The organism is Gillisella vitis (assembly GCF_001541345.2).
GTDB lineage: Bacteria > Pseudomonadota > Alphaproteobacteria > Rhizobiales > Rhizobiaceae > Allorhizobium > Allorhizobium vitis.
Genome location: NZ_LMVL02000005.1, coordinates 250,265 through 269,274, shown reverse-complemented (window position 1 = coordinate 269,274; position 19,010 = coordinate 250,265). Strand labels below are relative to the sequence as shown.

Genomic DNA, 19,010 nt, shown 5'->3' with positions numbered 1-19,010 from the left:
TAATTTCCGTGGCAGCCATCGCTTAACCTCATCAAAACCAAGTGATCGACAGCCTAGCAGCCATAGAATGACGCGGGCCTTCGCACTCTATTTTTCAACTTTGCTGTGTGCAAGAAATCGATAACACCCCATCATCAGCAGACAACGGCGCGGCAGCCTTCAAGACCGCATTTGCCGGGCCTTTATCATCAAAATACCCCGACGTCATCCCAAAACGCAAAAAGGCCGGGAAACCCGGCCTTTGTCGCATCGCAAAGCAAATGTTATTTGCACTTTTCAATGCGTTTCAGCGCATCGGAAATACCCTGAAGCGAATAGGCGTAATTGGTTGGCGTGCCGCGACCGGACACGGCCTGGACGCTCATGGTCTTGCCGACCTTCATCGCGGCCACCAAAGCTGGCTCTTCGGCGGCATTTTCCACCCAGGCGGCGCTATCCTTAGTGAACATCGTAAAGCTCTTGGCGTCAATTTTCACCGTCACCTTGGAGCCGGTCTTCAGCGTATAGCCCATCATCGCCTGCGGTTCGTAGGAAATGTTCTGGCCGGGACGCTGCGAGACGATGAAGAAAATATCGCCGTGATTGACGGAGGGCGGCTCCTTCGTGGTCGGCACCGACAGCACATAGCAGACCGTGCTATTGCCGGACTTGTAGGAATAAGCACCCCAAGCCTTGAACTGCTCGATCCGCGTCGGGCTTGGCGATTGCGCCGCGGCCACATCTGCGAATGCCAGCATGATTGCGACTGCGGTTGCGATTCTTTTTACAAACATTTTCTTCCTGCCGCTTTTTCGTCGGACGCCAAGACAACCAGTCTCGTGTCCAGCCTCGAAACCTCATTCAATTTGACTTAATTTTGGTTACCAAACCGTCAACGAGACATGAAATGCACAGCTTATAGCCGACAAATCCATGCTTCCAGTCAGTCCTTTTCCGAAAATGGTACAGATTGAAGGCACCGGCAGATCAACCGGCTCTTTGGTAGAACACAAGGAATCAGGCAGGAATTGGACTATGACGCAAGAGACTGGCGCCATAGTTGAAAATGTCGCAATCAGCCCCGCTCAGTCTGCCCCTGTGGTGCGCTTTTTCCTTCACCTTGCACCGGATCGCCATCATCGGCCAAGACTGCATCGGCTGCATCGTAATGACGTTCCTTGATATGGCCATTGATCATCGCCAGCGCCGTCGTCAGCACGGCAATGTCGTCTGTAAATCCGACAAAGGCCAGCATATCGGGAATAGCATCGAAGGGCAGGACGAAATAGCCAAGCGCCGCCAGCAATATACCACGCACCCGAAGCGGCGTCTGCCGATCCGTCGCGCAATAGAAAGCAGCAATCACATCCCGGCTGAACGGGATGTGGCGAATTGCCTTTCGCATCTTCGGCCAGAAGGTACGGCTCAGCTTTTGCTCCTGCTTTTGCTGTTCGGCCTCATCGCCCGGCAGAAGAATTTCACCGATCTTCACATCGTCCAGTTTCGACTCGACCATGACCTGCCTCTTTCTCACTCTCCAGCTTGGGGTGTGAACCCGGATATGGCCCTGATATGGGAATGACGCGTGTTTCTGTCAAACGCGCCGCTTTGCGACCTGGTCCATGGCAGCTGCCAGCTTCAGATCATGCCCGGTCAATCCGCCAACATCATGGGTGGTCAGCTTTACGTCGACCCGCCGGTAGACATTGAACCATTCCGGGTGATGACCCATTTTTTCGGCAATGATGGCGCATTCGGTCATGAAGCCGAAGGCCTGGGCAAAGTCGTCGAAGGAAAATTCCTTGGTGATCGCGTCGCCCTGTTCAGACAGGCTCCATCCATCCACATCCCGCAGAGCGCCCTGGATCGCATCTGGCGCAAGCCGTTCATATCGCATGATCAATTCCAATCTGGCCGCCGCAGCATATCACTCGCTGACATAGCGAGAAGCACTCGTGAGACAAGCCATTCGAGCGCAAAAAGTTCCTTCGACGTCCGCTTTCAGACTAGGTTTATCCGTTCAGCGAATGCTCGGCATGCTCTGAAAAACTGACCTCTGAGCGTTCTTCATAGAGGGGGAAGATTTCCTCCTTCAGATAAGGGCCACCCCCCACCGATTCCTTGGAGGACATCAAGACGAACCTTGGAACGAAAAAGGGCGCGGTCTGGAAATTACCGCGCCCTGACAGATAATGTACAACGTCATCCAGTCTCGATGACTTCAGCCGCGCCAGTGTGACATGCGGCGTGAACTTTCGGGGGTCGGGCGGCAGACCCACTCTTTGGCAGATCCGCTCTATTTCGCCCTGGAGCGCCGTCATCTGCGGGTGTGGCGTGACGCCTGCCCAGATGGAATGCGGCTTCTTCGACCCGAAGGACCCGATGCCGTTCAGACTGAGCTGGAATTCCGGCCGGTCGATGCGATCCAGCCTATCGACGATCTCATCGGCGGTTCGCCCGTCGATATCGCCTATGAACCGAAGGGTGATGTGGTAATTTTCCACATCGATCCATCGGGCTCCCGGAAGCCCGCCGCGCAGCAAAGACAGGCTCAAGGCCACGTTGCGCGGAATTTCGAGGGCAGTGAACAATCTCGGCATGGAGAGCTCCCCGAATCTTTTGCAGATGCTAACAACGAATCATGCTTGCAAAGGGTAAGCAAGTCGTTAATTCATCTTATCCTCCAAACCTTTCGCGAAACTCTGGACGGCGGGCAGCATATGCTCGACCATCACCCCTACGCCCTTGGCATTGGGATGCATGCCATCGCCCAGTTTCAACGTGGCATCGGTCACGACGCCCTCAAGGATAAAGGGATAGAGCGGAATTTTATATTTCTCAGCCAGGCGCTGATAGAGCGGATTGAACCTTTTGGCGTAATCCGCGCCCATGTTGGGCGGTGCGATCATACCCACTAGCAAAACGCCGATCTTGCGGGCCTGCAATTTTTCGATGATCGCCGCCAGGTTTTTTTCACTCTCTTCCGGCGCGATGCCGCGCAGCGCATCGTTGGCGCCAAGCTCCAGGATAACGCCCTGCGTTCCATCCGGCACCGACCAGTCGACCCGCGCCAAGCCGCCTTCCGTGGTATCGCCGGACACGCCTGCATTGCCGATACTGACATTCATGCCCTTGTCATGCAGGGCTTTTTCCAGCTGGCTCGTCAATGCCTCGTCGCCCTGAAGCTGATAGCCGGCCATCAGACTATCTCCGAGCCCAATCAATTGCACTTGCGCGTCCGCCACCGGCGTATCCCCCGTTGCATCCTCTGGCATGGACTGGTCCGGTAGAAGCTGATCAGGCATGGACTGTTCTGACGGCTGCCCTTGCGGAGCCTGCTCCTGAGCGACGCTCGGCAGGGCAAAACTACCGCCTGCGAGCAAGCCAGCCATCACTATGACGGCGAATTGAAGGGGGACAGGTTTAAAACCCATGATGGCTTTCCTAAATTCGCGTAGACGATCATGATGCCCGACCGGACATCGCCAAGGCGTTAAAGACCTAGACCCTCATATAGGACGAAAACCGCGTGAGACAAACCATCATTCAGCTCAGAAAAGCCGATCTCACCCTTGGCAATGCCGCCGCCTCGGTCCACGTCCTCAAGGGTATGGATCTGGATATTTCAGAAGGCGAATCGATTGGCATTGTCGGCCCGTCCGGTTCGGGAAAATCAACGCTGCTGATGGTGCTGGCCGGGCTGGAACGGCTGGACAGCGGCGAAATCCACATCAACGGCACCGCGCTGCATGGCTTGAGCGAAGATGCCCTCGCCGATTTTCGCGGCCGCAATATCGGCATCGTCTTCCAGTCCTTCCATCTGATTGCCAATATGACCGCGCTGGAAAATGTCGCCGTGCCGCTGGAACTGGCCAATGTCAAAAACCCTTTCGACATTGCCGCCCGCGAGTTGCGCGCCGTCGGCCTCGGCGAACGGCTCAGCCATTATCCCGGCCAGTTGTCCGGTGGCGAACAGCAGCGGGTGGCTATTGCCCGCGCCCTTGCTCCCTCGCCCGCCGTGGTGATTGCCGATGAGCCGACCGGCAACCTGGATGGCGCAACCGGACGGCAGATTGCCGACCTGCTGTTTGCCAAACAGGCCGAGCGCAAGACCACGCTGGTTCTGGTCACCCACGATACCGCGCTGGCCGGTCGCTGCTCAAGACAGGTCCGCGTCCGCTCCGGCCAGATCGAGCCGGATGACGAGGCTGGCAAGACGCTGGCGGACGAGACCGTTTCGGCATGAGCGGATTTTTGCAACGTCTCAGAACCGCCTTGCGTCTCAGCGCCCGCGAAATGCGCGGCGGATTTGGCGGATTTTATATTTTCCTGGCCTGCATCGCGCTTGGCACGGCGGCGATTGCCGCCGTCAACTCCGTCTCCACTTCGATTACCCGGTCCATTGCCAGCCAGGGGCAGTCGCTGCTGGGTGGCGACATCCGGTTTGAGCTGAACAACCGGGAGGCCAATGCGGCGGAAAGCGCCTTCCTCCAGGGGCTCGGCACCGTCTCAGCCTCCACTGGCCTGCGCTCCATGGCCCGGTTGCCGGATGGCTCCGACCAGTCTCTGGCCGAGATCAAAGCGGTCGATGGCGCCTATCCGCTCTATGGCACATTCGTCGCCACGCCGGATCAGCCCTTGGCTGACCTATTGACAAAAACCGGCGACGCTTATGGCGCGGTTGCAGCTCCTTTGCTGCTCGACCGTCTGGGGATAAAGATCGGCGATAGCCTGCTGGTCGGCTCCGTCCGGTTGGTCATCACCGGCACCATCACCACCGAGCCTGATGCCATTTCGGAAGGCTTCGGCTTTGCGCCGCGTGTCATCACCAGCCGCGAAGCACTCGCCGCCTCCGGCCTGATCCAGACCGGCAGCCTGGTCGAACAGGTCTACAAAATCAGGCTGAAACCCGGCAGCCCATCGCTCGCGGCCATTCAGGATCAGGCAAAGCAGCAATTTCCCGATGCGGGCTGGTCAATCCGCACCAGCGACCGGGCAGCACCCAACCTGACCGAAAACATCACCCGGTTTTCGCAATTCCTGACACTTGTCGGGCTGACGGCGTTGATTGTTGGCGGTGTCGGCGTTGCCAATGCGGTGCGCGCCTTTCTTGACAGCAAGCGTAGCGTCATTGCCACGCTGAAATGCCTGGGCGCACCGGCTAGCGTCGTCGTCATGGTCTATCTGTTCCAGATCCTGATGGTCGCCAGCATCGGCATTGCGCTGGGGCTTGCCATTGGGGCCATCGCGCCCTGGATCGCCAGCTATTATCTCGCGCAATTCCTGCCGATCCAGGCGGATTTCGCCATTTACCCACGCTCCCTGCTGCTGGCGCTGCTGTTTGGCGGGCTGACCACGCTGGCCTTCGCCGTCATGCCGCTCGGACACGCGCGGCAAGTGCCAGCCACGGCGCTATTTCGCGAGCAGGGTTTCGAGACCCGCCGCCTGCCCTCCTGGCCATATGTGCTGGTGGCAGGGCTGGCGATCCTCGCCCTTGCCGCACTGGCGATTCTGACCGCCTATGATCGGCGGCTGGCGATATTCTTCCTGATTGCCATGGCTGCCAGCTTCGTGGTGCTGCGGCTGGTCGCTTATGGCGTTGCAGCACTTGCCCGGAAAAGCCCTCGACTTCCTTCGCCTGCGCTGCGGCTGGCGGTCGGCAATATCCATCGCCCAGGCGCGCTGACACCCTCGGTCATTCTGTCGCTCGGCCTTGGCCTTGCGCTTCTGGTGACGCTGTCGATGATCGATGGCAATCTGCGGCGCAATCTCACTGGAACGCTCTCTGAAAAAGCCCCGAATTTCTTTTTCGTCGATATCCAGCGCGACCAGCTCGATGATTTCCGTCAGATCATCGCTCGCGAGGCACCGCAGGGGCAGGTCGTTGAAGTGCCGATGTTGCGTGGGCGGATCACCGCCTTCAATGGCCAGGACGTGGCCAAGATGAACGTGCCGCCGCAGGGCCGTTGGGTCCTGCGCGGCGACCGAGGCATTACCTATGCCACCGACCTGCCTAAAAATGCCACGGTGACAGAGGGCCAATGGTGGACACCGGATTACAAGGGTGAACCGCTGGTGTCGTTCTCAGCCCAGGAAGCAGGCGAACTGGGCCTGAAGCTCGGCGATACGGTAACCGTCAATGTGCTGGGCCGCACCATCACCGCGAAAATCGCCAATTTCCGCAAGGTGGATTGGCAATCCCTGTCGATCAATTTCGTCATGGTATTTTCGCCCAATACCTTTGCTGGGGCACCCCATGCCTGGATCGCCACCCTGACTGAGCCATCCGCCAGTCCGCAGCAGGAAGCAAACATCCTGCGTTCGGTCACCAAGGCCTTTCCGACCATTACCAGTGTTCGGGTCAAGGATGCGCTGGACATGGTGAATTCGCTGGTCGGCCAATTGGCCGTTGCCATCCGGGCCGCCGCCGCCATTGCCCTCATTTCATCGGTTCTGGTGCTGTCGGGCGCGCTTGCGGCAGCCAATCGGGGCCGCACCCATGACGCGGTGGTGCTGAAAACGCTGGGAGCAACGCGACCGATGCTGATCCGCGCCTTTACCTACGAATATCTGCTGCTTGGCCTTGCCACGGCGATTTTCGCGCTTCTGGCCGGAAGCGTTGCGGGTTGGTATGTGGTCAGCCAGATCATGAAACTGCCCGCCAGCTTCCTGCCCGGGGTCGCCGTTTCCACCGTCGCGCTGGCGCTGGTGACGACGATCGGCATCGGCCTTGCCGGAACATGGCGGGTGCTGGGGCAGAAGGCCGCGCCGGTTCTGCGGGAACTCTGACAGGGATGGGGACTTGTCCGTTAACCGAACTGGATGACCATAGGCGACATTACCGAGGTTTAACGCAAAAGCTCTTGTTCTATAGCGTTATTGCTCCCATATTGACGCTACGCATGCTGGAGCCCCGCAGCGGCGCTTGGGACACTGTCCCGCACCGTGAACAATCCGGGGCTTAATGAGAGGAAACCATGTCTGATTTTCGCAATTATCAGGCGCGTACTGGGGTAGGTTCGGCCGAGATGATCGACCAGGGCCTGCGCAGCTACATGCTGAAGGTCTATAACCTGATGGGTCTTGGACTGGCGATTACCGGCGTTGCGGCTTACGTGATCGCCATGCTTGCCACCACGACCGACCCATCCCAGGCTGTCGGACAGTTCGGCAACGGCATCATGCTGACCAGCCTTGGCGCTGCCATTTACGGTAGCCCGCTGAAATGGGTGATCATGCTGGCTCCTATCGGCCTGGTGTTTTTCCTGAGCTTCAAGATCCAGTCGATGAGCGTATCGGCGGCCCGCACCACCTTCCTGGTCTATGCTGGCCTGGTCGGCCTGTCGTTGTCGTCGATCCTGCTGATCTATACCGGCCAGAGCGTGGTGCAAACCTTCTTCGTCACGGCTGCTTCGTTCGGCGCCCTGTCGCTGTATGGCTACACCACCAAGCGTAGCCTGAGCGCGATGGGTTCGTTCCTGATCATGGGTCTGTTCGGCCTGATCATCGCCTCGCTGGTCAACATCTTCCTTCAGTCTTCTGCCCTCGCCTTTGCTGTTTCGGCTATCGGCGTTGTGATCTTTGCAGGCCTGACCGCCTACGACACCCAGAAGATCAAGGAAATGTATTTCGAGCAGGACGGTGCCGATACGGCTGGCCGCAAGGCTATCCTGGGTGCGCTGACCCTTTACCTCGACTTCATCAACCTGTTCCTGTTCATGCTGCGCTTCATGGGCGACCGTCGCTAACGGCGGACAAAAGTAACAGGATCACATCAGGGCGGCCTTCGGGTCGCCCTTTTTCATGAGCCGTCTTGCCGTAAGCGCCTGGCTATGCAAGACGGAAATCTACACTGTTTCTCAGCGTAGAAAGTCCCATGCCCGTGCAAATCCGCGCAGCCACCTTAGCCGACATCCCCCGCATCACCGAGATTTACTCGCATGCCATTCTGACGGGAAAGGCAAGCTATGAAATCACCCCACCCGACGTGACTGAGATGGCGCACCGGATGGAAACGATCACCTCTCAATTCTATCCCTATATCGTCTCAGAGGATGGTGACGGCGGTCTGCTCGGCTATGCCTATGCCTCGGCTTTTCGCACTCGGCCGGCCTATCGCTTTCTGGTGGAGGATTCGATTTACCTGGCAGAGGCAGCCCAAGGCAAGGGGATCGGTAAGGCGCTGCTGGCCGATCTGGTGGCGCAATGCACGGCACTGGGCTTCAGGCAGATGATCACGGTGATCGGTGGCGCTAACCCCGCGTCAATTGGCGTTCACCGCAGCCTGGGATTTACCCATGCCGGAGGTATCAACGGCTCCGGCTTCAAACACGGAACCTGGCTCGACACCGTTTTCATGCAACGCGCGCTCGGCGAGGGTAACCAGACACTACCCGACGAAAAAACCTATCCCGGCAGCCTTTTCAAAGGGTGAGGACGCTCTACTCGACCAGTTTCAAAACCTTGTCGAACACTTTCAGCACCTGACGCAGGTCATGCCCACGTTTCAAAATCATTCCGTGGGTATTGACTACAGAAAAGGCCCCTTGCTTTGCCGCAAGCTTCGGATTTTTCTCGATCCGATACAAAGGCATCTCACCGGAGCGCTTGAAAACGGAAAACACCGCCTTGTCTTTCAGGTGGTCAAGCGCGTAATCGCGCCACTCGCCTTCCCCGACCATGCGGCCATAGACCCATAGGATCGCATCCAATTCCGTACGATGAAAAGTGACCGGTAGCGGATCAAGATTCTGCTTGTAATCCCTCAGATCCACCACGGGAGCAGGTCTGTTGCCCGGACGCTGGCCAGTTTCAGGAGTGACGGGCGGGACTTCACGAGGTAAATCCGGCTGATCGGTCATTGGGGCTCCTTCGTGCTTTTCATGACAAGCCGGTGACAGTTTGCCTGACAGGCATCAAATTGCAAGAGCGTAACTGCGTAAGCGGTTTGCGCCAAAAAGCTCAACCTGTACCATTTCGGAAGGTTTTTTTCCTTCGCCGTATTTCGGTCAAAACAGCGCCCCAATTGCAGACGAGATTGCACCGTCTTCAGTTGACGCGTCAGCGTCAAGGGTCCGGTCTGGCGCATTGACCCCTTACCCCCAGCCCCCCAATGTTCCCGGCCGGACCCGCTGAAGACAAAATATGATATGTGAGACCCGGCAGCGCGCCATGCGCAAACTGTTTTCCAATCATGGATTGAGTTGCTTAGCGCTCTCATTTCCCGCAGATTGAGCCATTACCATTGCTGCTCCGACGATCCTGCCAGGCTCTCCATTTTGCGTCGAAGACTGAAGCAGCACTGCAAATCCGTCACAATCATTGCTGCGCAGGACCTTGGATGGCAGGGTCAGTTTCAAACTATCGCCATGCCACATGCCGACAGATTGGATGTCGCTGACGCTGTTCCAATAGGTCATGCGCTGGCCCTTGTTTTCACCCTTCAGGACCTCGACATCTTTTCGACGCTTGAAATAGACGACGATCACATCGGCGCGACCTTGGCCATTGCCGATCGACACCGACAGTGCATCCCCTTGAATGGCTGCATCGACCTTGACGGACAAGCCATTGCCGCTGGCCCGCAGCCCATCCAGTTTTCCCGAAAGCGTCGTCGCATCGGTACCCTTCATCTGCATCGCGCCATTGACCACAGCCTGGGGCGTATAGACACCGCTCCTACCGAAGCTTCGTGCATAGGCATATTGGCGGGCGGTATTGCCAGGGGACCCGAGCGTATCGGTCCAACCACGGTAGTTCCAGTAATCGACATGGTAGGCCAGTGCGATCACATCAGGTTGTTTGGCGAGCGCTTCAAAGGCACGGTCGGCGGGTGGGCAGGATACACAGCCCTGCGACGTAAAAAGCTCGACAACCCCCTTCGGCGAATGCACATCCTCAGCCTTGACGACTGAGGCAGCTGCCAAGCACATCATCAGGCCCACAAGGAGGCCTTTCCCAGGAATTGCCGTAACCTTCATCGAAACCATCGATACTGCCCCATTCTTCAACCCTCCCCTTTAGTCAACTCCTCTACAGCGCCGTGCGCCATATATGGCGCACAAAGGTTCGCTGTAGCTCTTTATATCTGCTGCATAATTTTCCCTTTAAACCGATTCCGGTTTAAAGAATTATGCAGTAAGCCCGCCACAATACCATGGCGTCTCAAAGTGCCGAACGATCCTTTTCGGAGCGCCCCCTTGCAGCCAGCCCGGCTTACGCTGTCTATACTGCATAAACATGTCAAAGCAGTTTAAACCGGTCACATGAACCTGGTCCTAAGCATCGCCAAGCCGCCGATCAGCCTGCTCATGGATTGAGAAGATAAACAGGACCCGCTTCAACACCAAGTCACGTTGGGGTGAGAGCAACCTTGAAGTGAAGAGAAAACAAAAAAGCCGCCGGCATTTGCGCCAGCGGCTGTTATTTTCAGTGGGAATCGACAGGATTAAGCGGCCAGATCGCGCAGAACGGTCTGCAAGATGCCGCCGTTATTCACGTAGGTCACTTCGTCAAGCGTATCGATGCGGCAGATCAGCGGCAGATCCTTCACTGTGCCATCGGCATAGGTGATCTTGGCGATCTTCTTCTCGCGTGGCTTGATCTCGCCTTCGAGGCCTTCGATCGTCACGGTTTCGTCGCCCTTCAGGTTGAGGCTGGCCCAGGTGGTGCCGTCCTCGAAGCAGAAAGGAACGATGCCCATGCCGACCAGGTTGGAGCGGTGGATACGCTCGAACGACTGGGCAATCACGGCGCGCACGCCGAGCAGGTTGGTACCCTTAGCAGCCCAGTCACGCGAGGAACCGTTACCGTATTCCACGCCAGCAAAGATCACCAGCGGAACGCCCTCGGCCTTGTACTGCATAGCCGCATCGTAAATCGACATCTCTTCCTTGGACGGATAATGGATGGTGTAGCCACCTTCCTTGCCGTTCGGACCGAGCATGTGGTTGCGGATACGGATATTGGCGAAGGTACCGCGCATCATCACTTCGTGATTGCCGCGACGGGTACCGTACTGGTTGAAGTCCGCCACGCCAACGCCATGGTCCAACAGATAGGCGCCAGCAGGCGACGCCGCCTTGATGGAGCCAGCCGGCGAGATATGGTCGGTGGTGATCTTGTCACCAAACAGGCCAAGAACGCGCGCGTTGGTGATGTTCTTGAGACCGGAACCACTCTTGCCCATGCCCACGAAGTAAGGCGGGTTCTGCACATAGGTCGAGTTGTCGTCCCAGGCATAGGTCTGGCCAGCCGGAATCTGAACGGCCTGCCAGTTTTCATCACCCTTGAACACGTCGGCATACTTGCTTTCGTACAGTTCGCGGGTGACGTATTTCAGGATGAATTCCTGGATTTCCTTCGAGGTCGGCCAGATATCCCGGAGGAACACCGGATTGCCGTCCTGGTCTTCGCCCAAAGGCTCCGTGGTCAGGTCCTTCTGGACCGAACCGGCCAGCGCGTAAGCAACAACCAGCGGCGGAGATGCCAGGTAGTTGGCCTGAACGTCCGGCGAGATACGGCCTTCGAAGTTACGGTTGCCCGACAGAACGCCTGCGGTGATCAGGCCCTTGTCGTTGATGGTCTTGGAGATCGGCGCTGGCAGCGGGCCAGAGTTGCCGATGCAGGTGGTGCAGCCGAAACCAACGAGGTTGAAGCCGAGTGCATCCAGAGAAACCTGCAGGCCAGACTTGGACAGGTATTCACCAACAACCTGGCTTCCAGGTGCCAGCGAGGTCTTGACCCAGGGCTTGGACTTCAGACCCTTGGCAACAGCATTACGGGCCAGAAGGCCAGCAGCAATCAACACGCTCGGGTTGGAGGTGTTGGTGCAGGAGGTGATAGCGGCAATGGCCACATCGCCATGACCGAGGTCGAAGTCAGTGCCTTCAACAGCGTAGCGATTGGTCAGCTGGCCAGGCTTCTTGTAGTCGCCTTCCAGCGCCGTTGCGAAGTTTGGCGCAATCGTTTCCAAGGCCAGACGGCCTTCCGGACGCTTTGGACCCGCCATCGACGGCACAACGTCGCCGAGGTCGAGTTCCAACGTGTCGGTGAACACCAGTTCGGAACCGTCGCCGTCGCGCCACATGCCCTGCGCCTTGGAATAGGCTTCGACCAGTGCAATCCGGTCCTTGGTGCGGCCCGACATCGTCAGGTAGTTGATGGTTTCGCCGTCAACCGGGAAGAAGCCGCAGGTCGCGCCATATTCCGGGCCCATGTTGCCAATGGTGGCGCGGTCGGCCAAAGACATCGAATCCAGGCCGGGGCCGAAGAATTCAACGAATTTGGACACAACGCCCTTCTTGCGCAGCATCTGCACAACGGTCAGCACGAGGTCGGTGGCGGTGACGCCTTCCTTGACCTTGCCGGTCAGCTTAAAGCCGATGACCTCAGGCAGCAGCATGGAAACCGGCTGGCCAAGCATGGCCGCTTCGGCTTCGATACCGCCAACGCCCCAGCCCAGAACGCCCAGACCGTTGATCATCGTGGTATGCGAATCGGTGCCAACGCAGGTGTCCGGATAGGCAGTGGTTTCGCCGTCTTCGTCCTTGGTCCAAACGGTCTGGCCGAGATATTCGAGATTGACCTGGTGACAGATGCCAGTGCCCGGAGGAACAACGCGGAAGTTTTTGAACGCCTGCTGGCCCCACTTGAGGAAGCGGTAACGCTCGCCGTTGCGCTCATATTCCAGCTCAACGTTACGGGCAAAAGCGGTTGGCGTACCGAATTCATCGACGATGACCGAGTGGTCGATGACGAGGTCGACGGGAACCAGCGGGTTGATCTTTTCCGGATCGCCACCCAGTGACACCATGGCATCGCGCATGGCGGCCAGATCGACCACGGCGGGAACGCCGGTGAAGTCCTGCATCAGCACGCGGGCCGGACGATAGGCTATTTCGTTTTCAGCCGTGCCCTTGTCAACGAGCCAGGCGGCGACGTTTTCAATGTCGGCCTTGGTGACGGAGCGGCCGTCTTCGTTGCGCAGTAGGTTTTCCAGCAGCACCTTCATGGAATAGGGCAGCTTGGAAACGCCGGTCAGGCCATTGGCCTCGGCCTTGGGGATACTGTAATAGACATAATCCTTGCCATCGACGGAAAGCGTCGACCGGCAATTGAAACTGTCAAGCGATTTGGACACGGATAGAACCCCGCTGATACTGATAGCCAACACATACGTGCGGACGCCTATGCACTACATGCACATCAGGATGCGGGTGCGACCATTTCCGCTGTCCGCCCGTGAAAATCGCTTTACGCAACATTCAAGTTCGGCGCTAGGATGATGGACACGCCGGTCGCTGGCGTGGTTGCAGGTCTTATAGAGAATTTCCAAGAACTGTTCCAGAGTGTAGAAGGCCAAATGGCACAATTTTTTAAAGGCGATAAGCTTTGCTAAACAAAGGGGAAATCACCCGGCTAAATGCCCTGGAACTGGCCGCAAAACGCGGCGAGGATCTGTTGTTTCGCAACATCTCCTTCACGCTGTCATCCGGCGAAGCGCTGATCCTGACCGGTCGCAACGGATCGGGAAAATCCACCTTGCTGCGGGTCATCGCCGGCTTCATCCGGCCAGAGCGTGGCTCCGTCCTGTTCGAATCACCCGGCACCGAGCCACGGCCGCCCCGCGAGGTCAGCCATTACCTCGGCCATCGCAACGGCATGAAGGCGGAACTGACAGTGGCCGAAAATCTGGAGTTCTGGAAGGCATTTCTCGGACAGGCCCAAGGCGGTGCAGGCATCTCCATCGAAGAGGCCGCCGATCAGGTTGGACTGGGTGGTATTACCCACCTGCCCTATGGCTATCTGTCTGCCGGGCAGCAGCGGCGCTTCGCCATGGCCCGGTTGCTGGTCTCCTACCGCCCGATCTGGATTCTCGATGAGCCGACCGCCGCACTGGACGTCAAAGCTGATGAAATGTTTTCAAGCCTGATCCGCGCTCATCTGGCCCACGGCGGCATGGTGCTGGCCGCCACCCACCAGCCCTTGGGGCTGGACAACCCGAATCTGTTGGAAATGAAGGGCTTCGACTACGGCTATCTGGAGGATGCGGCGTGATCGCTTTATTCCTGCGCGACTTGAAACTGTCGGTCAGGGCGGGCGGCGGCGCACTGATCGGCGTGCTGTTCTTCCTGACCGTGGTGGCAGTGATTCCCTTTGGCGTCGGTCCGGATATGAACCTGCTGGCCCGAATCGGTCCTGCCATTGTCTGGATCGGCGCGCTGCTGTCAGCGCTGCTCGGCCTCGACCGGCTGTTTCAGGCCGACCGGGATGACGGTTCGCTGGATCTGCTGCTCATGCAGGAAACACCGCTGGTGCTGACCGTCTTCGTCAAATGCCTGGCCCATTGGACGGCGACCAGCCTGCCGCTGGTGATCGCTTCGCCGCTGCTGGGTCTGTTCATGAATATGAGCGAAATGGCCATCGGGGCAGTGATGCTGACGCTGCTGGTCGGCTCTCCCGCGCTGACCTTCATTGGCGCTGCCGGAGCGGCGGTTGCCGTGGCCCTGCCGCGGGGTGGGCTGTTGGTATCGATCCTGGTTCTGCCGCTGGCCATTCCGGTGCTGATTTTCGGTGTGAGTGCTTCCTATGCGGCTGTGGAAGACCCAGCCCCTTTCCTGCCGCCTTTTCTGTTTCTATCCGCACTGACTTTATTCTTCGCGGTCATAGGCCCATCGGCAGCAGCATTGGCGCTCAGAAACACAGCGGATTGATCATTCTTGACCTCCTGCAATTGATTGCGATCAATTGCAGCAACACCATCCTCAGGGTAGAAAGCAGCATGACCGACAACAGCCTTGCTTCGACCAAGCTCACTGCCCGATTAAACGCACTGGCCAATCCGACCCGGTTTCTGGCGCTGGTGGCACGTGTCCTGCCGTGGATGGCGGGAACAACCATTATTCTGCTGGCCATCGGCCTGACGCTCGCCTTCACCACCGAGGGCGATTATCAGCAGGGCGATACGGTGCGGATCATGTATATCCATGTACCCTCGGCCTGGCTGGCGATGATGTGCTATTCGGTGATGGCGGTCTCCGCCATCGGCACGCTGGTCTGGCGTCATCCGCTGGCCGATGTCAGCCATCGGGCCGCGGCCCCGCTGGGAGCGGCCTTTACCTTCATTGCGCTGGTCACCGGCTCGCTCTGGGGCAGGCCAATGTGGGGAACATGGTGGGCCTGGGGCGATGCCCGCCTGACTTCGGTGTTCATTCTGTTCCTGATGTATCTGGGCCTGATCGCCCTCAACCGAGCCATGGACGATCCGTCGAAATCGGCGCGGATCAGTTCGGTGCTGATCCTGGTCGGCTTCGTCAATATTCCGATCATCAAATTTTCCGTGGAATGGTGGAATACGCTGCACCAGCCGGCCAGCATCCTCAAGCTTGGCGGCCCAAGTGTCGATCCGGAGTTTCTGCGGCCCTTGCTGGTCATGGCCGTAGCCTTCACGCTGCTGTTCTTCACCCTGCATCTGATGGCGATGCGCAACGAGATCTGGCGGCGGCGAATCATGGCCCAGCGACGGCTTGCCGCCCGGGTCGCCTCGCAGGAGAGCGCATCATGAAATATGCCTTCTATATCGGCACCGCCTACGGGCTGACCGCGGCCGCCATTCTGTTCATGGTTATCTGGATCTGGCTGGAGGGCCGCGCGCGTCAGAAAGAGTTGAAGGCGCTGGAGGCGGCAGGCATCCGCCGCCGCTCCGACACATCGACAGAAAAGGCGCTCTGATGGCTGAGGACAGGCTGGAAACCGCTGAAAAGCGCGGGCTCTCCCGTTACCTGCTGGCGGCCATTCCGCTTGCGGTTTTCGCGCTGATCGCGGGAACAGCGGGCAAGATGCTCTATGATCAGGATTTCAACGGCAAGAATGTCAGCGATATTCCCTCCGCGCTGATCGGCACCAAGGCGCCCACCCTGAACCTGCCACCGCTGGAAGGCTCCAACCTGCCGGCGCTGACCTCTTCCGCCATCACGGGCAAGCTCACGCTGGTCAATGTGTTTGCGTCCTGGTGTGTGCCCTGCCGGGATGAGCATCCGCTGCTGAAACAGCTGAGCAATGACCCCCGCATCCAGATCGTCGCCATCAACTACAAGGACAAGAGCGACAACGCGCTGAGGTTTTTGGGCGAGCTTGGCAATCCCTACAAAGCCATCGGCATCGACCCGAACGGCAAGGCGGCAATTGACTGGGGCGTCTACGGTATCCCGGAAAGCTATCTCGTCGCGCCGGATGGCACGATTGTTTACAAGCGGGTCGGGCCTTTTGATGCGCAATCGATAGAAAACGGTCTTTACCCGGCTATCGACAGGGCACTTGCCGTCAAAGCCATTACAGAGCCGCCTGCCAGGCCTTGATCGCATCCACCGGCCAGACCAGCATGATGACATTCAGAGTCAGATTGTCCCGGATCAGATACCCCGTCAGCAACTCGAAAAACATTGCAACGACAATCGTCAGCCAGATCGGCGCGCGGGACGCGAAGATGAAGCCGAGTGCCATGAACACGGTATCCATCGCCGAATTCAGGATGCTGTCACCCTCATAGCCAACAGCCATGGTGGCGGCGCGGTAACGGTTGATGATGATTGGGGAATTTTCCAGCAATTCCCAGCCCGCCTCAATCAGAGTGGCCAGCGTCAGCCGCTGACCAAACGACCCCCGCCGCAGCACCAGCCAGCCGAGACCGTAAAACAGGAATCCGTGGATGATATGCGAGGGCGTGTACCAATCCGCCAGGTGTTGGGAATTGCCGGGCGTATTCACGCCCGCCTCGAACAGTTTCACATAGCCGCAGGAGCAGATCCAGATCCGGCCCATAAAATGCTCGGCCAAGATCTGTACGGCCAGAATGATGACGGGAACGACCAGCCAGAACGAGGCGGCATGATGGGTTTTCGGCGATCCCGCCACAGCCGTCACTTGCCGCCCTCTTCCGCTTTGTTTTCCAGAGAATGGCGCATGATCAGCGGCATCTGCGCCAGCGTGAACAGAATGGTAATGGGCATCGTTCCCCAGACCTTGAAATTCACCCAGACATCATTGGTGAAATTGCGCCAGACCACCTCGTTCAGCACCGCGAGGAACAGGAAGAAAATACCCCAGCGCAGCGTCAGCTTGCGCCAGCCCTCGTCATCAAGCTGGAAAGCCGCATTAAAAACATAGCCGAGCAAGGATTTGCCAAACAGCAATCCGCCAAGCAGCACCAAGCCGAACAGCGCGTTAACGATGGTCGGCTTCATCTTGATGAATGTGTCGTCTTGGAGCCAGATCGACAGCGATCCGAACACCAGCACCACCACGCCGGATACGAAAGGCATGATCGGCAAGTGCTTGAAGACGATCTTGGACACAACAAGCGCCAGCACGGTGGCGACCATGAACAGCGCCGTCGCAATCAACAGCGGCCCGCCGATGGCGGTCAGGGCCGGAAAATGCGCCGCCAGCCATTCGCCGCGCAGATTGCCGAAGAAGAACACCAGCAGCGGCCCAAGCTCCAAGGCCAGCTTCAGCAAGGGGTGATGCTGTTCTGCCGCACTCGGTTGCTGGTCTGCGTTTCCTGCTGTCATGGTATCCTGCTTTGCTCTTCGGGCTTAGTTTTGCGGTTAATACGAAATTGCGTCGAATTTAAAGATGGGCGCTTTAGCTTGAGGGGCCAAAACCGGCAATGGCGCGGGCAAAATCCTCGGCCTCGAAGGGTTCGAGATCATCCACGCCTTCGCCAACGCCAATGAAATAGACCGGCAATTTGTGCTTGGCGGCGATGGCGACCAGAATACCGCCGCGCGCTGTGCCATCCAGCTTGGTCATGATCAGGCCGTTGACACCGGCGACATTGCGGAAAATTTCCACCTGGTTCATGGCGTTCTGGCCGGTGGTGGCATCCAGCGTCTGCAACACCGTATGCGGCGCATCCGGGTCGAGCTTGGAGAGAACCCGAACGATCTTTTCCAGCTCGTCCATCAACTCGGTCTTGTTCTGCAACCGGCCTGCCGTATCGATGATCAGCACGTCGGATTTTTCCGCCCTGGCCTTTTCGAAAGCATCATAGGCCAGCCCCGCTGCATCGGCGCCAAGCTTGGTGCCGATAAAGGTCGATCCGGTGCGATCCGCCCAAATCTTCAGCTGCTCGATGGCGGCGGCACGGAACGTATCACCCGCTGCCAGCATGACCTTTAGCCCGGAGCCGGACAATTTGGCGGCAAGCTTGCCGATGGTCGTGGTCTTGCCCGTGCCGTTGACGCCGACGACGAGAATGACATGCGGCTTGTGGTTAAGGTCCAGCGCCAATGGCTTGGCCACCGGCTTCAACACCTTGACGATTTCAGCCGCCATGATGCGCGTCACGTCCTCACCAGTCACATCCTTGCCATAGCGCTCAGACGACAGGGTGCCGGTGACACGCATGGCAGTCTCGACGCCGAGATCGGCCTGGATCAGCAGATCCTCCAGCTCTTCCAGAGTCTCTTCGTCCAGCTTGCGCTTGGTGAACAGCGCTGAGATCTGGCCGGTGAGCTGCGAGGAGGTGCGAAACAGCCCGGCTTTCAGGCGCTGGAACCAGCTCTGTTTCACCTCAGGGGTTTCCGGCTCAGGCTGCGGCTCGACCACGGTCGAAAAACCCTTCGGCAGCGCGATCTCAGTGCCGGGCGAAGCGTCTTCCGCCTCGTCGAGCAATTCATCGAAAGACGGCGTCGCGTCATCAGAGGGGTGCTCGTCAGCAGCCTCTTCGGCTTCCAGCAGCGACAGCGGCAAGAGGCTCAGATCCTCCGCCGTCACATCATCTTCATCAGCCTGATCTTCGACCAGATCATCGGAAGGCCCGCCTGCCGTCTCGACTTCCTCGGCCAGAACAGGATCTTCGGCCAGCGGCAATTGCTCCACACGGTCATGCGGCTCGCTCTCGGCGGCAATGGCGGCTTTTTCCTCGGCGGAAAGCCCGGCATCTACACCTGTTTCGCTTGGCTTGTCCTTGCCAAAGGTGAAGACTTTTTTGATGAATCCAAGCGCCATGATGTTCTTTGCTTTTCGAC

The 19,010-nt window shown here is 58.3% G+C and carries 20 protein-coding genes; 9 read left to right on the top strand and 11 right to left on the bottom strand.

Annotated elements, in window-relative coordinates; all coding sequences use genetic code 11:
• Positions 1-263: 263 nt before the first annotated feature.
• The 5 genes from ASB66_RS18595 to ASB66_RS18575 all read right to left on the bottom strand — a co-directional run bounded on the left by ASB66_RS18595 (position 264) and on the right by ASB66_RS18575 (position 3,416).
• Complete coding sequence (locus tag ASB66_RS18595) at positions 264-773, bottom strand: invasion associated locus B family protein (protein WP_015917432.1); 510 nt, start codon at positions 771-773, stop codon at positions 264-266.
• A 281-nt stretch (positions 774-1,054) separates the two neighbouring features.
• Positions 1,055-1,480 (bottom strand): YkvA family protein, encoded by a 426-nt coding sequence (locus tag ASB66_RS18590; protein ID WP_060718891.1) that lies wholly within the window; start codon positions 1,478-1,480, stop codon positions 1,055-1,057.
• Positions 1,481-1,573: 93 nt separating this feature from the next.
• A complete protein-coding gene (locus ASB66_RS18585; protein ID WP_060718892.1) occupies positions 1,574-1,876 on the bottom strand; it encodes a 4a-hydroxytetrahydrobiopterin dehydratase in 303 nt (100 codons plus the stop codon).
• 115 nt (positions 1,877-1,991) lie between these two features.
• Positions 1,992-2,579 carry an RNA 2',3'-cyclic phosphodiesterase gene (gene thpR, locus ASB66_RS18580; protein ID WP_060718698.1) on the bottom strand — a complete coding sequence of 196 codons (588 nt, stop codon included), beginning with the start codon at positions 2,577-2,579 and terminating at the stop codon, positions 1,992-1,994.
• Between the two features lie 66 nt (positions 2,580-2,645).
• Positions 2,646-3,416, bottom strand: a complete 771-nt coding sequence (locus ASB66_RS18575; protein ID WP_411910085.1) for an arylesterase — start codon at positions 3,414-3,416, stop codon at positions 2,646-2,648.
• A gap of 92 nt (positions 3,417-3,508) precedes the next feature.
• Here ASB66_RS18575 and ASB66_RS18570 point away from each other — a divergent pair, with 92 nt between their 5' ends.
• The 4 genes from ASB66_RS18570 (at position 3,509) to ASB66_RS18555 (ending at position 8,413) form a co-directional block, all read left to right on the top strand.
• A complete protein-coding gene (locus tag ASB66_RS18570; protein ID WP_060718699.1) occupies positions 3,509-4,225 on the top strand; it encodes an ABC transporter ATP-binding protein in 717 nt (238 codons plus the stop codon).
• Positions 4,222-6,768: an ABC transporter permease gene (locus ASB66_RS18565; RefSeq protein WP_060718700.1), complete on the top strand. Its 2,547-nt coding sequence runs from the start codon at positions 4,222-4,224 to the stop codon at positions 6,766-6,768. Before ASB66_RS18570 ends, ASB66_RS18565 begins: the two co-directional genes overlap by 4 nt.
• A 188-nt stretch (positions 6,769-6,956) precedes the next feature.
• The gene (locus ASB66_RS18560) at positions 6,957-7,727 is read left to right on the top strand and encodes a Bax inhibitor-1/YccA family protein (RefSeq protein WP_060718701.1); all 771 of its coding nucleotides are present in this window, start codon (positions 6,957-6,959) and stop codon (positions 7,725-7,727) included.
• Positions 7,728-7,855: 128 nt separating this feature from the next.
• Positions 7,856-8,413 carry a GNAT family N-acetyltransferase gene (locus tag ASB66_RS18555; protein WP_060718702.1) on the top strand — a complete coding sequence of 186 codons (558 nt, stop codon included), beginning with the start codon at positions 7,856-7,858 and terminating at the stop codon, positions 8,411-8,413.
• 7 nt (positions 8,414-8,420) lie between these two features.
• On the opposite strand, the gene ASB66_RS18550 is transcribed toward ASB66_RS18555, so the two are convergent.
• The 3 genes from ASB66_RS18550 to acnA all read right to left on the bottom strand — a co-directional run bounded on the left by ASB66_RS18550 (position 8,421) and on the right by acnA (position 13,120).
• Complete coding sequence (locus ASB66_RS18550) at positions 8,421-8,840, bottom strand: DUF2794 domain-containing protein (RefSeq protein WP_015917441.1); 420 nt, start codon at positions 8,838-8,840, stop codon at positions 8,421-8,423.
• A gap of 330 nt (positions 8,841-9,170) precedes the next feature.
• Positions 9,171-9,959 (bottom strand): DUF1223 domain-containing protein, encoded by a 789-nt coding sequence (locus ASB66_RS18540; protein WP_060718894.1) that lies wholly within the window; start codon positions 9,957-9,959, stop codon positions 9,171-9,173.
• A 467-nt stretch (positions 9,960-10,426) separates the two neighbouring features.
• Positions 10,427-13,120, bottom strand: a complete 2,694-nt coding sequence (gene acnA / locus ASB66_RS18535) for an aconitate hydratase AcnA (RefSeq protein WP_060718703.1) — start codon at positions 13,118-13,120, stop codon at positions 10,427-10,429.
• 251 nt (positions 13,121-13,371) lie between these two features.
• On the opposite strand from acnA, the gene ccmA reads away from it, so the two are divergent.
• The 5 genes from ccmA to ASB66_RS18510 all read left to right on the top strand — a co-directional run bounded on the left by ccmA (position 13,372) and on the right by ASB66_RS18510 (position 16,337).
• A complete protein-coding gene (gene ccmA, locus ASB66_RS18530; protein ID WP_171431004.1) occupies positions 13,372-14,037 on the top strand; it encodes a heme ABC exporter ATP-binding protein CcmA in 666 nt (221 codons plus the stop codon).
• Entirely contained in the window at positions 14,034-14,693 is a 660-nt protein-coding gene (ccmB, locus tag ASB66_RS18525; RefSeq protein ID WP_060718704.1) for a heme exporter protein CcmB, read from the top strand. Before ccmA ends, ccmB begins: the two co-directional genes overlap by 4 nt.
• Positions 14,694-14,761: 68 nt before the next feature.
• Entirely contained in the window at positions 14,762-15,544 is a 783-nt protein-coding gene (locus ASB66_RS18520) for a heme ABC transporter permease (RefSeq protein WP_060718896.1), read from the top strand.
• Entirely contained in the window at positions 15,541-15,711 is a 171-nt protein-coding gene (ccmD, locus tag ASB66_RS18515) for a heme exporter protein CcmD (protein WP_060718705.1), read from the top strand. Before ASB66_RS18520 ends, ccmD begins: the two co-directional genes overlap by 4 nt.
• A complete protein-coding gene (locus tag ASB66_RS18510) occupies positions 15,711-16,337 on the top strand; it encodes a DsbE family thiol:disulfide interchange protein (RefSeq protein WP_060718706.1) in 627 nt (208 codons plus the stop codon). Before ccmD ends, ASB66_RS18510 begins: the two co-directional genes overlap by 1 nt.
• Here the strand turns inward: ASB66_RS18510 and ASB66_RS18505 are convergent.
• From ASB66_RS18505 to ftsY, 3 genes are all read right to left on the bottom strand, one after another.
• Positions 16,312-16,902, bottom strand: coding sequence for a DUF2585 domain-containing protein (locus ASB66_RS18505; protein WP_114386829.1), 591 nt, complete (start codon positions 16,900-16,902; stop codon positions 16,312-16,314). The genes ASB66_RS18510 and ASB66_RS18505 overlap by 26 nt on opposite strands.
• A complete protein-coding gene (locus ASB66_RS18500) occupies positions 16,899-17,549 on the bottom strand; it encodes a septation protein A (protein ID WP_060718707.1) in 651 nt (216 codons plus the stop codon). The genes ASB66_RS18505 and ASB66_RS18500 overlap by 4 nt, the downstream gene beginning before the upstream one ends.
• Positions 17,550-17,622: 73 nt before the next feature.
• On the bottom strand, positions 17,623-18,990 hold the full coding sequence (ftsY, locus tag ASB66_RS18495; protein WP_060718708.1) for a signal recognition particle-docking protein FtsY: 1,368 nt from the start codon (positions 18,988-18,990) through the stop codon (positions 17,623-17,625).
• Positions 18,991-19,010 lie beyond the last annotated feature (20 nt).

Excerpts from the sequence above, each read along its gene's own strand:
- ASB66_RS18555 (WP_060718702.1), top strand. The coding sequence starts at position 7,856 with ATGCCCGTGCAAATCCGCGCAGCCACCTTAGCCGACATCCCCCGCATC.
- ftsY (WP_060718708.1), bottom strand. The coding sequence starts at position 18,990 with ATGGCGCTTGGATTCATCAAAAAAGTCTTCACCTTTGGCAAGGACAAG.
- ASB66_RS18565 (WP_060718700.1), top strand. The coding sequence starts at position 4,222 with ATGAGCGGATTTTTGCAACGTCTCAGAACCGCCTTGCGTCTCAGCGCC.
- ASB66_RS18540 (WP_060718894.1), bottom strand. The coding sequence starts at position 9,959 with ATGAAGGTTACGGCAATTCCTGGGAAAGGCCTCCTTGTGGGCCTGATG.
- ASB66_RS18520 (WP_060718896.1), top strand. The coding sequence starts at position 14,762 with ATGACCGACAACAGCCTTGCTTCGACCAAGCTCACTGCCCGATTAAAC.
- ASB66_RS18560 (WP_060718701.1), top strand. The coding sequence starts at position 6,957 with ATGTCTGATTTTCGCAATTATCAGGCGCGTACTGGGGTAGGTTCGGCC.
- ASB66_RS18550 (WP_015917441.1), bottom strand. The coding sequence starts at position 8,840 with ATGACCGATCAGCCGGATTTACCTCGTGAAGTCCCGCCCGTCACTCCT.
- ccmD (WP_060718705.1), top strand. The coding sequence starts at position 15,541 with ATGAAATATGCCTTCTATATCGGCACCGCCTACGGGCTGACCGCGGCC.
- ASB66_RS18500 (WP_060718707.1), bottom strand. The coding sequence starts at position 17,549 with ATGACAGCAGGAAACGCAGACCAGCAACCGAGTGCGGCAGAACAGCAT.
- ASB66_RS18585 (WP_060718892.1), bottom strand. The coding sequence starts at position 1,876 with ATGCGATATGAACGGCTTGCGCCAGATGCGATCCAGGGCGCTCTGCGG.
- ASB66_RS18595 (WP_015917432.1), bottom strand. The coding sequence starts at position 773 with ATGTTTGTAAAAAGAATCGCAACCGCAGTCGCAATCATGCTGGCATTC.
- ASB66_RS18510 (WP_060718706.1), top strand. The coding sequence starts at position 15,711 with ATGGCTGAGGACAGGCTGGAAACCGCTGAAAAGCGCGGGCTCTCCCGT.
- thpR (WP_060718698.1), bottom strand. The coding sequence starts at position 2,579 with ATGCCGAGATTGTTCACTGCCCTCGAAATTCCGCGCAACGTGGCCTTG.